General features: G+C 72.2%; 17 protein-coding genes. 9 read left to right on the top strand and 8 right to left on the bottom strand.

Translation table 11 applies throughout. The features are described 5' to 3' along the window. Positions 1-97: 97 nt before the first annotated feature. Positions 98-817, bottom strand: a complete 720-nt coding sequence (locus ABZU74_RS01600; RefSeq protein WP_124770664.1) for a protein phosphatase 2C domain-containing protein — start codon at positions 815-817, stop codon at positions 98-100. Between the two features lie 115 nt (positions 818-932). Beyond that, positions 933-1,493 carry an XRE family transcriptional regulator gene (locus ABZU74_RS01595; protein ID WP_355417076.1) on the bottom strand — a complete coding sequence of 187 codons (561 nt, stop codon included), beginning with the start codon at positions 1,491-1,493 and terminating at the stop codon, positions 933-935. 56 nt (positions 1,494-1,549) lie between these two features. Between ABZU74_RS01595 and ABZU74_RS01590 the strand changes: the two genes are divergently transcribed. Next, a complete protein-coding gene (locus ABZU74_RS01590; RefSeq protein WP_355417073.1) occupies positions 1,550-2,809 on the top strand; it encodes a benzoate/H(+) symporter BenE family transporter in 1,260 nt (419 codons plus the stop codon). 67 nt (positions 2,810-2,876) lie between these two features. On the opposite strand, the gene ABZU74_RS01585 is transcribed toward ABZU74_RS01590, so the two are convergent. From ABZU74_RS01585 to ABZU74_RS01570, 4 genes are all read right to left on the bottom strand, one after another. Next, a complete protein-coding gene (locus ABZU74_RS01585; protein WP_091395802.1) occupies positions 2,877-3,248 on the bottom strand; it encodes a hypothetical protein in 372 nt (123 codons plus the stop codon). Positions 3,249-3,471: 223 nt separating this feature from the next. Continuing rightward, positions 3,472-3,723, bottom strand: a complete 252-nt coding sequence (locus ABZU74_RS01580; protein WP_355417069.1) for a hypothetical protein — start codon at positions 3,721-3,723, stop codon at positions 3,472-3,474. Positions 3,724-3,804: 81 nt separating this feature from the next. Further along, a complete protein-coding gene (mscL, locus tag ABZU74_RS01575; protein WP_355417066.1) occupies positions 3,805-4,278 on the bottom strand; it encodes a large conductance mechanosensitive channel protein MscL in 474 nt (157 codons plus the stop codon). A gap of 39 nt (positions 4,279-4,317) precedes the next feature. Then, positions 4,318-4,974, bottom strand: a complete 657-nt coding sequence (locus ABZU74_RS01570) for a FadR/GntR family transcriptional regulator (RefSeq protein ID WP_355417063.1) — start codon at positions 4,972-4,974, stop codon at positions 4,318-4,320. Positions 4,975-5,213: 239 nt separating this feature from the next. On the opposite strand from ABZU74_RS01570, the gene ABZU74_RS01565 reads away from it, so the two are divergent. Then, entirely contained in the window at positions 5,214-6,365 is a 1,152-nt protein-coding gene (locus ABZU74_RS01565; RefSeq protein WP_355418202.1) for an MFS transporter, read from the top strand. A 13-nt stretch (positions 6,366-6,378) separates the two neighbouring features. On the opposite strand, the gene ABZU74_RS01560 is transcribed toward ABZU74_RS01565, so the two are convergent. Next, positions 6,379-6,735: an STAS domain-containing protein gene (locus tag ABZU74_RS01560; RefSeq protein WP_007454464.1), complete on the bottom strand. Its 357-nt coding sequence runs from the start codon at positions 6,733-6,735 to the stop codon at positions 6,379-6,381. 162 nt (positions 6,736-6,897) lie between these two features. Between ABZU74_RS01560 and ABZU74_RS01555 the strand changes: the two genes are divergently transcribed. From ABZU74_RS01555 to ABZU74_RS01530, 6 genes are read left to right on the top strand one after another with little or no spacing between them, the layout of a single operon-like run. Then, a complete protein-coding gene (locus ABZU74_RS01555; protein WP_355417060.1) occupies positions 6,898-7,758 on the top strand; it encodes an STAS domain-containing protein in 861 nt (286 codons plus the stop codon). After that, complete coding sequence (locus ABZU74_RS01550) at positions 7,758-8,168, top strand: STAS domain-containing protein (RefSeq protein WP_355417057.1); 411 nt, start codon at positions 7,758-7,760, stop codon at positions 8,166-8,168. The genes ABZU74_RS01555 and ABZU74_RS01550 overlap by 1 nt, the downstream gene beginning before the upstream one ends. Then, positions 8,165-8,584 (top strand): anti-sigma regulatory factor, encoded by a 420-nt coding sequence (locus ABZU74_RS01545; protein WP_355417054.1) that lies wholly within the window; start codon positions 8,165-8,167, stop codon positions 8,582-8,584. Before ABZU74_RS01550 ends, ABZU74_RS01545 begins: the two co-directional genes overlap by 4 nt. Next, on the top strand, positions 8,581-9,594 hold the full coding sequence (locus ABZU74_RS01540) for a SpoIIE family protein phosphatase (RefSeq protein WP_355418199.1): 1,014 nt from the start codon (positions 8,581-8,583) through the stop codon (positions 9,592-9,594). Before ABZU74_RS01545 ends, ABZU74_RS01540 begins: the two co-directional genes overlap by 4 nt. Further along, positions 9,591-10,946, top strand: coding sequence for a sensor histidine kinase (locus ABZU74_RS01535; RefSeq protein ID WP_355417051.1), 1,356 nt, complete (start codon positions 9,591-9,593; stop codon positions 10,944-10,946). The genes ABZU74_RS01540 and ABZU74_RS01535 overlap by 4 nt, the downstream gene beginning before the upstream one ends. 13 nt (positions 10,947-10,959) lie before the next feature. Next, positions 10,960-12,489 (top strand): SpoIIE family protein phosphatase, encoded by a 1,530-nt coding sequence (locus ABZU74_RS01530; protein WP_355417048.1) that lies wholly within the window; start codon positions 10,960-10,962, stop codon positions 12,487-12,489. A 20-nt stretch (positions 12,490-12,509) separates the two neighbouring features. Here the strand turns inward: ABZU74_RS01530 and ABZU74_RS01525 are convergent, their stop codons facing one another. Beyond that, positions 12,510-13,337 (bottom strand): AraC family transcriptional regulator, encoded by an 828-nt coding sequence (locus tag ABZU74_RS01525; protein WP_355417045.1) that lies wholly within the window; start codon positions 13,335-13,337, stop codon positions 12,510-12,512. A 31-nt stretch (positions 13,338-13,368) separates the two neighbouring features. Here ABZU74_RS01525 and ABZU74_RS01520 point away from each other — a divergent pair, with 31 nt between their 5' ends. Continuing rightward, positions 13,369-13,953, top strand: a complete 585-nt coding sequence (locus tag ABZU74_RS01520; RefSeq protein WP_355417042.1) for a TIGR03086 family metal-binding protein — start codon at positions 13,369-13,371, stop codon at positions 13,951-13,953. Positions 13,954-14,008: the final 55 nt, after the last annotated feature.

The raw sequence follows: 14,008 nt of genomic DNA, 5'->3' as shown, positions 1-14,008 counted from the left end.
CAGTAGCGACGCAAGCTAGATGGCACAACCACCTACTGCGGCCGGCACAACCCGAACCGGTCGGTCCAGGTTGCGCCGCCGAGTGGGCCGTACGGGGTCAGCGGGCGACGACGTCGGAGACCACGACTGTGACGTTGTCAGGTGCGCCCGCGTGGTGGGCCAGCTTCACCAGCTGCTCGCCGCACTGCTGACGGTCGGCGTACATGCCCAGGGCCGCCGCGATGGCCTCGTCCTCGACGTAGTCGGAGAGCCCGTCGCTGCACAGCAGCAGCCGGTCGCCGGGGACCACTGTGAGCACACCGACCGCGGGTGGGGTGTCGGCGCCCTGCACGGCCCGGGTGACCAGGGACCGCTGCGGGTGGTGGCGGGCCTGCTCGGGGGAGAGGGTGCCCTGATCGACAAGCGCCTGCACGAACGTGTCGTCCCGGGTGAGCTGGGTCAGCTCCCCGTCGCGCAGCAGGTAGCAGCGGGAGTCGCCTACCTGGGCCAGCACCAGCGTCTCGCCGGCCAGCAGCGCCGCGGTGAGCGTCGTACCCATGCCGTCCCGGCTCGGGTCGACGGTGATCGCGGCGTGGATGCGCTGGTTGGCGGTGCTGACCACGGCACGCAGCGCGTCGGCGGCACCGTCGGGGTCGGTGGGCGGAGCCAGCTCGTCCAGGATCCGGATCACGATCTCGCTCGCCACCTCGCCCGCAGGCAGCCCACCCATGCCGTCGGCGACGGCGATCAGGCGGTCACCGGCGAGGGCGGAGTCCTCGTTGTTGGTGCGCACCAAGCCGATGTCGTTGAGGATGACCGAGCGGAGGATCAGCGTCATGGGGTCAAGCTTGCCAAGAACAACCCGCATTCGTCTCTACGCCTCCTACCTAGGTCGAGAAATGATTGCGATTTTCGTCGACGGGCCCGACGGTCAGTGACCGATCGGCCGGGCCTCAACGGCGCGGATAGCGCAGCAGCAGGCTGGCAGCGACCTCCTCGTCACCCACGGCCGCGTAGCTGTGCGGCACGTCCGACAACCAGCGGAGATGACCGCCGGCCGGGGCGGTCAGCGGTGCGTCGGCCGGCCCGGCGCGCAGCACCCCGGCGAAGACGGTGACGTGCTCGGTGACCCCGGACGCGTGGGCGGGGGAGAGCTGGGTGACGCCGGGCGCGACCCGCATCCGGTACAGCTCGTAGGTCGCGTCGGTGTCGGTGAACACCTCCAGCAGGGTGGCGGTGACAGCGGTGCCGTGCACGGTGGGCTCGGCCGTTGGTTCGGCCAGCAGGGCGGTGAACGGCACGCCGAGCTGCGCGGTGACCGCCCAGAGCGTCTCCAGCGTCGGGTTGCGGGTGCCGTGCTCCAGGCCGGAGAGGGTGGCCTTTCCGATGCCGGCGAGACGGGCGAGTGTGGACAGCGAGAGCCCTCGCTCCTCGCGCAGGGCGCGGACCCGGCGTCCGACGACGGCGGGATCCACGTCGAGGCCCGGACGCGGGTCTGGTGGTGGGTGCGGCACCCGGCTATCGTGCTACACACTTCCGTTCCGTAAACGGAACAGTAGGGAGGGGTGGAGTGGCCGGACGCGTGCAACCGCTGCTGGCGGGCGTGGTGACCGCGCTGGTCGGCTTCGCCAGCTCGTTCACAGTGGTGCTGGCCGGGCTCCGGGCGGCGGGCGCGTCGGACGAGCAGGCCGCCTCCGGCCTGCTCGGGCTCTGCGTGGCGAGCGGTCTCGTCGCCGCCTGGTTGGGCTGGCGGTACCGGATACCGATGAGCGCGGCCTGGTCCACGCCGGGCGCGGCGCTGCTGGTGGCGACCGGGCCGCCGCCAGGTGGATGGCCGGTGGCGGTGGGAGCCTTCCTCGTCTCCGGCCTGCTGATCGTCGCGGCCGGGCTGTTCCCGCCACTCGGCCGCGCGGTGGCCGCCATCCCCAAACCGGTGGCCGGTGCGATGCTCGCCGGGGTGCTGCTGCCGCTGTGCACCGCCCCGGTCCGCGCGCTGGTCGAGCTGCCGGTGGTGGCCGGGCCGGTGGTGGTCGGCTGGCTGCTGCTGCACCGGTTCGCCCGCCGCTGGGCGGTGCCCGGTGCGCTGGTGGTGGCGGTGGCGGCGATCGCACTGACCACGCCGCCGGCCGGCCTGACCGGTGCCGCGCTGATCCCGTCGGTCACGCTGACAGCGCCGGCCTGGAACGCGTCCGCCCTGATCGGGTTGGCCCTACCGCTGTTCCTGGTCACCATGGCCGCGCAGAACGTACCCGGCATGGCGGTGCTGGTCGGCTACGGCTACCGGCCGCCGTTCGGCGCCGCGCTGCGGACCACCGGCCTGGCCAGCCTGCTCGCCGCCCCGGCCGGCGGGCACGCGGTGAACCTCGCGGCGATCACCGCCGCGCTGGCCGCCGGCCCCGACGCGCACCCCGACCCGGAGCGCCGGTGGATCGCCTCGGTCACCGCCGGCGCCGGGCTGGCCGTGCTCGGCCTGGGCGCCGGCGTGGCCACCACACTCGTCGCGGTCGCCCCACCGATCCTCATCGAGGCGGTCGCCGGGCTGGCGCTCCTGGGCGCCCTCGCCACCGCGCTCGCCTCGGCGATGACCGACCCGGCGACCCGCGAGGCCGCCGTGGTCACCTTCGTGGTGACCGCGTCAGGGGTGACGCTGATCGGCGTGGGCGGCGCGTTCTGGGGCCTGGTCGCGGGCTGCCTGATGCTGCTTCTCTTCCACCGCCGCCAGCCCGCCGCGCCCGACCAGCCCGCCCCCGCCGTGCCGGGCGAGCCGGCTTCCGCGGTGCTGGGCGGGCCGGCCCCTGCCGTGCCGGGAAGATCCACTCGGGTTTCATGAAGTCGGGCTGTCCCAAGGCTCCGGACGCCCCGATTTCCTTGAACCCGAGTCGATCAGGGCGGTGGGGTCACTCCTCGGGCGGCAGGTCGGCCACACCGACGGCCAGGAGGACCCGACCGTCGGCCACCGACCCGATCCGATCTGCCGGTACGTAGACCGCGCCCGTGCGGGTCAGGTCCGTCGAGACCTTCAGGTAGCCGCTGTGCAGCAGCCGCGCCGCCAGATCGGCCGGCACGTCCGGCTCCTCGACGGCGGTCGCCTCGATCAGCTCGTCCAGACTGCTGCCCGGGTCGGCGGTCGGCGTCTGGACGGTCACCGCGTTCGGGTCACCCCGCTGGACGAGGTCCACGGTCCCGACCTCGGTGCCAGCTGAATCGATCACCGGCATCCCGGTGGTGATCCGCGAGATGGTCGCCTGCTGCTCGTCCTGCTGATCCATCCTGCTGCGGTTCCCAGGGCGGTGCGCCGCTAAACGCCGCCGCCCGCCGGACGCTCAGCAGTCCCGGCGGCGGCGGCTCGGAGGCGCCAAGGCCCCGGAGGTGGTGGGGCTGGGGTGGCAGGTCCGGAGGCTGTCGGCCGCGAGGTGGGGGCGCGGCGGCACGCAGCAGGGCAGGGCACACGGGCACCCGTGCACGGCGTCCCGCCCGGAGTCTGCCGGCCGCTCAGCCGTTCGGGAGGGTCCAGCCGCTGGGCGGGCGGGGGGACAGTTCCCGCCAGGTGTCCGGGCCGTCGAGCAGCGCCCGGACGGTGTCCTCGGCCTCGTCCGCACTGCCGTACTCGTAGAAACGGGAGATGCCCTCGGCGCCGCCGGCCCGCTGCTCGACGTGCCACCGGTCGGCGTCCACCCGCAGGAAGACGTCCCGCCGGGCCAGCCGCCCCCACTTCCCGTTCCACCAGTGCTTTCGCTGCTCCATGGCCGGACTCTATCGAACACACGTACGAGAAAGTGCGGCCCCTGCGGGAATCCCACAGGGGCCGATGTGCATCCGTTCGGGTCAGCGCTGCGTCGGCGGCTCCGGGCGGCGGCCCAGCACGTCGTCCAGCGCCCCGCGCTGCTGGCCGGGGGTGGTGTGGCCGGCGGAGACCAGGGCGTCCCGGATCTCGGTGAGCAGCTTGACCTCCTCGCTGGGCGCGGAGGGCGGCGGCTCCTCGCCCCGCTTGCGCCGCTCGGCCAGCCGGTTCATCGGGTAGACGACCAGGAAGTAGAGCGCCAGCGCGGTCAAGCCGAAAGTGATCACGGCGTTGATGAAGCTCACCCAGTCGAACTTGACGCCCTCGATGTCCCAGGCGGTGCCCTCGATGCCCTTGTCGCTGCCCGTGATCAGCACGCTGATCAACGCGATTAACGGCTTGAGGAAGGAGGCGGTGAGCTGGGTGACCACGCCCGTGAACGCGGCGCCGATGACGACACCGACCGCCAGGTCGACGACGTTGCCGCGCATGATGAAGTCTTTGAAGCCCTTGAGCATTCGTACTCCCGAGGTGTCCGCTTTTCTGTCGGGCACAACCTATGCCCGTTGGGCGGGTTCCAGAAAAGCGCCGGCTTCGAGCGCCGCCCGGCCGGGATCGCCGGCCCGGATCGCCTCGACCAGCCGGGTGTGGTCGACGTAGCGCTCCGGGGTGAGCGCCCCACCCATGGCCTGGGCGACAGTGCTGCGCAGGGCGGTGCCGACCGAGGCGTACAGCTCGGCGAGCATGGCGTTGTGCGCGGCGGCGACCACCGCCGTGTGCAGTGTCGCGTCGGCCTCGACGAACGCGTCGACCCGGCCGCCGTGCCAGGCGGCCTCGCGCTGGGCGAGCGCGCCGTCGAGCGCCGCCAGGTCCTCCGGGGTACGCCTCAGCGCGGCGAGCCGGGCGGCCTCCACCTCGAAGGCGCGGCGTACCTCGATGACCTCGGTCATCCGGTCGTCACCGAGTCGGCGGGCGACCACCGGCGCCAGTTCGTCGGTGGACACCACGTAGGTGCCGGAGCCCTGCCGGCATTCCAGCACCCCGGCGTGCACCAGGGCGCGGACCGCCTCGCGGACCGTGTTGCGGCCGACGCCCAGCGCGGCGACGAGTTGTGGCTCGGTGGGGATGCGCCCGCCGACGGGCCATTCGCCGCCGAGGATCCGGGCGCGGAGTTGTTCGGTGGTCTGCCGGACCCGGTGGCCGCGGGGCGGCACGGCGGGCTGGCCGCGGGGCGGTGCCGGCGGTGCGGAGGGGAATTCAACCGACGGTGGCACTGGTTACATCACCGGTCCCAAATTCATCCCATGATTGTAGGTTAGCGGTCATGACCCCGCCACCAACCGCCGCTCCGGCGCTGCCCGCCCCCGTCGCCGTCGACCCTCGCCCGACGCGGGACCCCGGTGCCGGCCGGCGGACGCACCCGGCGACCGGTGGCGCGCTGGTGCTGGTCGGGATGCTGCTGGTCGCGCTCAACCTGCGGGCCGTGGTGACGAGCCTCGGCGCACTGCTCGACGAGGTCCGCGACGGGCTGGGCCTCTCCGGCGTCACCGCCGGTCTGGTCACCACCCTGCCGACCATCGCGTTCGCCGGCCTCGGCGCGCTCACCCCGTGGCTGGTCCGCCGGGTGGCGCCGGCCCGGGTGCTGGTGGTCGCCATGCTCGCCCTCGCCGTCGGCCAGGTGCTCCGGGTCGCCACCGACTCGGCCTGGATCTTCGTGCTCACCAGCGCGCTCGCGCTGTCCGGCATCGCGGTCGCCAACATCCTGCTGCCGATGCTGGTCAAGCAGCACTTCCCGCACCGCACCGGCCTGGTCACCGGGGCGTACACGATGGCGTTGACAGTGGGCACGACGGTGGCCGCCGCGTCCGCGGTGCCGATCGCGCACGCCGTCGGGTCGTGGCGGGCCGGGCTCGGCGTCTGGGCCGCGATGGCCGCTGTGGCCGTACTCCCGTGGGTGCCGCTGGCGCTGCGGACCCGCGCCGCGGCGCGGCGGGCGACCCCGACGACGGCCGTCGCCACCCCGGTGCGGGTCCGGCCGGCGCGGACCCGGCTCGGCTGGGCGATGGCCGTCTACTTCGGGGCCCAGTCGCTCAGCGGGTACGCGATCATGGGCTGGCTGGCCCAGCTGTTCCGCGACGCCGGTTACCAGCCGGAGTCGGCTGGGCTGCTGCTCGCCGGCGTGACCGCGCTCGGTGTGCCGATCGCGTTGCTGATGCCCACCCTGGCCGGCCGGCTGGGCACCCTACGGCCGCTGGTGCTCGGGCTGACCACCGCGTCGGCGCTGGCCTACCTGGGGTTGGCGCTCGCGCCGCACGGCGCCGCGCTGCTCTGGGTCGCCCTCCTGGCGATCGGGCAGGGCGCGTTCCCGATGATCCTGACCGCCATCGGCCTGCGCGCCCGCACCGCCGAGGGGACCGTCGCGCTCTCCGCGTTCGCGCAGAGCACCGGGTACGTGATCGCCGCTCTCGGCCCGCTGATGGTCGGCATCCTCTACGAGGCCACCGGCGGTTGGACCGCGCCGATCGGGTTCCTGCTGGGCGCCCTCGCCGTGCAGACGACGGCGGGTATGGCGATCGCTCGTCCCCGTTACGTCGAGGACGAGTGACGAACGCGGACGGTCAGGAGGAAGCCGGCGTCGGTTCGCCGGCGACTGCCTCATCCACCGTCGGGTAGGTGTGCAGCACCTCGACCAGCCCGCTCACCTCAAGGATGCGCAGCACACCGCGCTGCGGGGCGGCCAGCCGGACCACGCCGCCAGCCTCGTCGCAGCTGTTCTTGGCGCGGACGAAGACCGACAGACCGGTCGAGTCGCAGAACGAGACGTCCGCCAGGTCGAACACCAGCCGGTTGCGGCCCTTGTCGAGCAGGTCAGTGATCTGGTCCTGCAGCTGCGGTGCGGTGGCCATGTCCAGCTCGCCCGCGACCGACACGACGACCACGTCGCCGCGTTGTTCCGTGTGCACCGTCAACGACATTCGCCAGACCTCCTGTTATCGGGGGAACGGTATCCCACGACCACGGTCGGAGGTAGCACGGGAGCCGTCATCCGTGGCCATCGCCATTTCGTTGCTACGGGGCAAGTAGTTGGTCAGGCCCCGGTGATAGAGTCCGCCCGGTCCAGGTCAAGGGGGTTCGAAATGGCGTTGAGCACCGAAGAAAGTGGTCGGCTCGCCGCGCTGCTCACGGGGCAGGACGAACGGGTCACGACTCGGTGGACCGAGATCGTCACCAGTTCGTTGCGTGGCCGGCTGAGCCAGGCGGAGCTGCGCCGACAGGTCCAGGATCTGCACCGCGCCATCGTCTCCACCGGCGAGCAGGGCACCATCGACCTGTCCGTCGACAGCGCCGCCGAACTGCGCGCCACGCTCTCCGAGCTGTCACGTGGCCGGGCCCGGCAGGGCTTCTCCGCGACCGAGACCACGATCAGCGTCTTCGCGTTGAAGGACGTGCTGGCCGAGCTGGTGCAGGAGACCGGTGGCACGGGCGCGCTGAAGGACTACGTCGCCTTCTCGAAGCTTGTCGACGAGATGGGGCTTTTCACCTTCGAGAGCTTCGTCCGCACCCGGGAGAGCCTGATCGCCGACCAGGCCGAGCAGCTGCTCGAGCTCTCCACGCCGGTGGTCAAGCTCTGGGAGGGTGTCGTCGCCGTGCCGCTGGTCGGCACCCTGGACTCGGCCCGGGCCCAGGTCGTCATGGAGCGGCTGCTGCAGACCCTCGTCGACACCGGCTCGCCGTACGCGATCATCGACATCACCGGCGTACCGGCGGTGGACACCCAGGTCGCCCAGCACATCCTGAAGACCGTGGTGGCCGCCCGACTGATGGGCGCCGACTGCATCATCTCCGGCATCCGCCCGCAGATCGCGCAGACCATCGTGGCGCTCGGCATCGAGTTCGGCGACATCGCCACCAAGGCGAGCCTCGCCGACGCGCTGCGCCACGTGCTGCGACTCAACGGGGTAGAGACCGCCCGCCGCCAGCCGCGCCGGGACGTCTGATGGAGCGGGTGCCGATCCTCAAGATCGGGGACATCCTGCTGGTCTCCATCCAGCTGGACATGTCCGACCAGACGGCGGTCCAGCTCCAGGAGGACCTGGCCGAGCGGATCGTCGACACCGGCTGCCACGGTGTCATCATCGACATCACCGCGCTGGACATCGTCGACTCCTTCGTCGGGCGGATGCTCTCCACCATCGCGTCGATCTCCAAGGTGCTCGACGCGGAGACGGTGGTGGTCGGGATGCGTCCGGCCGTCGCCATCACCCTTGTCGAACTCGGGCTGTCGCTGAACGGCATCCGTACCGCGCTGAACGTCGAGCGCGGCATGGAGCTGATCGCGGCGGCCCACGCCGACGAGCTCGACTACCAGCTCGACGACGAACCGGACGCCGAGACGGCCACGCCGTGACCACGGGCGTCGACCTGGGCCAGCCGCAGGCGCAGTCGGTCCGGAGCGATGAGGACGTGGTGCGCGTCCGGCAGTTGGTCCGCGCCGTGGCGGTGTCCGTCAAGCTGTCCCTCGTCGACCAGACAAAGGTGGTCACCGCAGCGAGCGAGCTGGCCCGCAACACCCTGGTGTACGGCGGCGGCGGGTCGGTCGAGGTGACGGTGGTGGACAACGGCCGACGCAAGGGCGTGCAGATCGTGTTCGCCGACTCCGGGCCGGGCATCGACGACCTCGACCTGGCCATGACCGACGGCTACACCAGCGGCGGCGGCCTCGGCCTCGGGCTCAGCGGGTCCCGCCGGCTGGTCGACGAGTTCCAGATCGAGACGTCAGCGGAGACCGGCACGCGGATCACGGTCACCAAGTGGTCCAGGTGAACGCCGACGCGGTCACCGACAGCGGCATCTGGTTCCGGGTGGAGGCCAGCAGCGCGGCGAGCGCCGTCCGGCGCGCCGCCGAGCGTCTCGGCGCGCAGGTGGAGATGGGGGCTGCGCGCATCGCCGACCTCGCCATCGTGGCCGCCGAGCTGACCAGCAACCTGGTCAAGCACGCCGACGAGGGTGTCCTGCTGCTCCGGCCGGTACGCCGCGCCGGGCAGGCCGGTGTGGAACTGGTGGCCATCGACTCCGGGCCCGGCATGGCCGACCTGACCGTCTCGTCTCAGGACGGGCATTCGACCACCGGCACCCTCGGCATCGGTCTGGGTGCCATCGTGCGGCAGGCCAGCTGGTTCGACGGATACTCGCTGCCCGGCCGGGGCACCGTCCTCGCCGTGCAGGTGTGGCCTGCCGAGGCGGCCCGGCCGTCCTGGGCGGGTGCCCTCACCCGACCGTTGACCGGCGAGACGATCAGCGGCGACGGCTACGCCGTGCGGGTCATCGACGGGCGGCACCAGGTGCTGGTGAGTGACGGGTTGGGGCACGGCCCGCTGGCCGGGGCCGCCACCGACGCGGCGCTGGCCGCGTTCCGTGACGCGCCGGCCGGCCCACCGGCGGTGGTGGTCGGTCACCTGCACCGGAGCATGTCGCACACCCGTGGCGCAGCGCTCGCCGTCGCCGAGCTGAAGCCGGAGGCTGGCGTGCTGCACTACGCCGGCCTGGGCAACATCTCCGGCGCGGTCGTCGAGGGTGACGGCCACCGTCGGGGGCTGGTGTCGCTGCCCGGCATCGCCGGGCACCAACGGCCGACCATCCGGGAGTACGACTATTCGTTCGGTCCGGGTGCCCGACTGGTGATGCACAGCGACGGGGTGGTTGACCGGTGGCGGTTGACCGACTACCCGGGCCTGGCGGAGCGATCCCCGCTGGTCATGGCGGCGACCCTGCTACGCGACGCCGGTGTGCGGCGGGACGACGCCTGCGTACTGGTAGCGAGGTCCTGGGCATGAGCGGGGCCGCGCTGCCGCTGCTGCAGATGGCGCTGCGGGTCGAACAGGACATCTTCGTCATCCGCCAGCGGGGGCGCGAGGTGGCCGCGGTGGTCGGCCTCGAACACCAGGACCAGGTACGGATCGCCACAGCGCTCAGCGAGGTCGCCCGGGATCTGCTGCGGACGACCGCGGGAGCGGACGTCTCCTTCCACGTCGACGCGGCTGGCGACGGCCGGTTCCACCTGCGCGCCGACCTGGCCCCGGTGTCCCCGCTCCCGGACGGCCGCTACCAACCGCAGTCCGGCGCGGTGGCCCGACTGGTTGACACACTGAGCGTGTCGACCGTCGAGGGGGTTACGGTCGTGAGGATGTCCCGACGAGTCCCGGCCAACGCGCCGATGCCGACCCCGGAGCGGCTCGCCGAGTTCCGTACCGAACTCGGCCGTACCGCGCCGACCAGTGCGCTGGACGAGCTGACCGTGCAGAACGGGCAGCTCATCGCCGCGCTGGACGAGGTGCGCAGTCAGCGCGACGAGCTGGCCGTGCTGAACGAGGAGCTGGCCGAAACCAACCGGGGGGTGCTGGCGCTCTACAACCAGCTCACCGAGGAGCTGGAGGAGACCAACCGCGGCGTCGTCGCCCTCTACGCCGAGCTGGACGAGAAGTCGGCCCAGCTCCGTGCGGCGAGTGAGTCGAAGAGCCGGTTCCTGGCCAACGTGAGCCACGAGCTGCGCGCCCCGGTCACCGCGATCATCGGCTTGGGGCGACTGCTCACCGACTCCGCCTCCGACCCGCTCACCGACGAGCAGGGCCGCCAGATCGATCTGATCCGCTCGTCGGCGGCGGATCTGCTCAACCTGGTAAACGAACTCCTCGACCTGGCCAAGGCGGAGTCCGGCCGGATCGAGCCGGACCTGACCGACGTCGACCTGCGGCCGGTCTTCGGTCAACTCCGCGGCACCCTGCGCGCACTGGCCACCCGCCCGGAGGTGGAGCTGGTCGTGGAGGAGCCCAGCGGGCCGGCAGTGCTGCGCACCGACGAGGTGCTGCTCGGCCAGGTGCTGCGCAACCTGCTGCACAACGGGTTGAAGTTCACCGAGCGCGGCGAGGTGCGACTGCGGGCCAGTCAACACGGCGACCGTTGGCAGTTCGAGGTCAGCGACACCGGGCCGGGCATCGCTCCCGAGCTGCACGACCGGATCTTCGAGGAGTTCTACCAGACCCCCGGAGCCACCCGGGTCGGCGGCACCGGCCTCGGTCTGCCGTACGCCCGGCGGTTGGTGACGCTGCTCGGCGGGTCACTGGAGCTGACCAGCGCGCCCGGTCAGGGCAGCACATTCACCGTCTCCCTGCCCACAGGCAGGGCGTGACGGCGTGGACGGCATGCCGACAACCATCCTGGTGGTCGACGACAGTCGTACCAAGCGTTACCTGCTGGTCAGCTGGCTGACCCGGGCCGGGTTCACCGTGCTGGAGGCCGAGAACGGCGCCGAGGCGCTGGCTCGGGTCGAGATCGACAAGATCGACCTGGTGGTCCTCGACGTCCGTCTGCCCGACCTGAGCGGCTACGAGGTCTGCGAACAGATCAAGGCGAGGCATCCGGCGATGCCGGTGATCCACGTGTCGGCGCACGCCGTGGACGTGGCCGACCGCGCCCAGGGGCTGACCCGGGGCGCGGACGCGTACCTGACCGAGCCGATCGAGCCCGAGGAGCTGATCGCCACCACCCGGGCGGTGCTGCGCTACTACCAGGCCCGGCAGCGCGCCGAACTGCTCGCCGAGCGGCTGCTCGGGTTGGCCGACACGACAGTCGCGGTGCATGCCGCGCCGACCTTCGCGCGCCTGCTGGAGGCCGCTGCCGAGGGCGCCGCCCAGATCTTCAAGAGCCCGGCGGCGGTGATCGCCGAAACCTTCGACGGTGACTGCCTCGCCGGTGTCTGCGCGGGTCCCGGCGCGGTGGCCGCCGTGGTGCCGTGGGTCGTCGACGACACCGGGGTGCCCACCGGCGCCACCGTCCGGGTCGAGCCCCCGGCGAACTGGGCGCTCGTCGACTGGCCGGCGGACGACACGGTGACCGTCGCCGCCGCCCGACTGCGCGAGGACCGCGCACCGCTGTATGTGGTGGTCCCGACCGCCACCCAGACCGCGCGGACCCCGGTGCTCAAGCAGTTGGCTCAGGCGGTGGCGGCGGCCGTCGAGGGGCAGCGCTCGTTCGACGAGGAGCACCGGATCGCGGTCACCCTCCAGCGCAGCCTGCTCCCGCGCGGGCTGCCCACCGTGGCCGGCCTGGACCTCGCGGTGCGGTACGAGCCGGCCAGCGCGCAGACCGAGGTGGGCGGCGACTTCTACGAGCTGGTGATGCTCGACGGGCACCTGCTGCTGGCGATCGGGGACGTCGCCGGCCACTCGCTGCACGCGGCGACGGTGATGGCCGAACTGCGGCACGCGGTGCGGGCGTACGCGGTCGAGGGCCACCAGCCCGGCGAGATCCTGCACCGGGTCAACGAGCTGATGCGCACCCTGCTGCCGAACGAGTTGGCGACGCTCTGCGTACTGCTGCTGCACCCGCCGACCGGACGGGTCCGGCTGGCCAGTGCCGGGCACCTTCCGCCGCTGATGGTCATGGACGGCAAGGTCGAGTTCGTGCAGCACTCCGCGCCGCTGCTCGGCGTCCGCGCGCCGCGCCCGGCAGACCTGGAGTTCGTGGTGCCGGCCGGAGCCACGCTCGTCTTCTACACCGACGGGTTGATCGAGCGGCGGGACGCCACCATCGACGAGGGGCTGGCCGCGCTGGCAGCGGTCGCCGCAACGGTCGACGGTGACCTGGACCAGTTCTGCGCCCGACTGCTGGTGGAGCTGGCCCCACCGGAGATTCAGGACGACGTCGCCGTGGTCGTCCTGCGCCGCCGCTGATCCGTCAGCTCTCGGCTTCCTCAACGCACCGAGCGGGCGTACGCGGCGGGGGACACCCCGGCCACGGCGGTGAAGTCGCGGACCAGGTGGGCCTGGTCGCTGTAGCCGAGGTCGGCGGCGAGATCGGCCCAGCTCAGTGGGCCACCAGCGGCCTGTTCGACCGCCTCCTGGAGCCGGTAGCGGCGGATCACCCACTTCGGCCCGACCCCCACGTACTCCAGGAATAGCCGCTGCAACCGGCGGACCGGGACGTCGTGCCGCGCGGCGAAGTCGTCGACGCGCAGCACCGTCCGGTCGGTACGGATCGCCTCGGCCAGCCGGACGGCCTCCTCGGCCGTCGGGTCCGGCTCCGGCTGCCAGGCGGTGAGCAGGGCGTCCAGTGCCCGGCAGCGCTCGTCGTCGTCGGCCGCCGACGGGGGTGGTCCCGAGGGCGTCCCCCCGCACACCGGGACGTCCGGGTGGGCCAGCCGACCGGTGGGCAGTGGCACCCGGCGGCCGGTCAGCTCATTCACCGGGTGCTGCCAGAACGGGTGGAAGCCGCCGGGGCGGAACTGCACCCCGGACACCCGGCCGGTGCCGCTCAGCGTGATCCGGAACAGGTCGCGACCCACCCCGGCGACCTCGCCGGACTCGGGCCCGTCGTCGTCCCGCCGGAACACCACGTTCACCGCCGGGTGCGGCACGACCCGCTGCTCGAACGGCGTGCTCAACACCCAGTCGATCAACCAGTAGTGCTCGACCCACGGGCGCAGCGACTCCGCCGGCAGGTGCCGGCGGAAGCGCACCTCGCGCAGCAGGCGCCCGGGGTCGAGAATTCCCCGGCTGTCGCCGCGCGGTCGCTGTCGCATTTGTTCAAGACCACCCTCATACGCTGGCCCTATGACCACTCAGACTAGCGATCTGCTGGCGGCCGCGGCGCCGCGAACCGTCGATGTGGTGCGGGGTATCTCCGACGACCAACTGGACCTGCCCACACCGTGCAGTGACTACCTGGTCCGTGACCTGCTCAATCACCTCTTCGAGGTGGTGGTCAACTTTCAGGACCTGGCCCAGAGGCGACAGGTGGAGTGGGCCGAGAAGCCCGACCACCTGGGCGACGGTTGGCGGGACCGCTTCGAGGTGGAGACCGACCGGTTGATCACCGCCTGGTCGGATCCGTCCACGCTGGAAGGCGTGTCACCGGGCATGGGCCTGCCGCAGCCTGTCATCGGCGGTATGGCCCTGCTGGACCTGACCGTGCACGGCTGGGACCTCGCGGTCGCCACCGGCCAGCCGTACCACCCGGCCCCAGAGGCGGTGGCCGAGCTGCACGCGCTGGTGGAGCAGTTGGCCCCCACCGCCCGCAAGATGGGCGTCTTCGCCGACCCGCCACCCACACCAACCCCAACCCCCGCTCCAGCCCCCGACCTGACCCACCTCCTGACCCAAACCGGCCGCATCCCCACCTGGCCCCAAACCCCCTGAACTCCCCGCCCGTTCCCCCGTTGATCGTGAAGTTGTTGCCATCTGTCTCGGCGTG

Origin of the sequence: Micromonospora sp. NPDC005171, from assembly GCF_040608575.1 — a bacterium.
GTDB lineage: Bacteria > Actinomycetota > Actinomycetes > Mycobacteriales > Micromonosporaceae > Micromonospora.
This window is presented reverse-complemented; position numbering and strand designations above follow the sequence as displayed.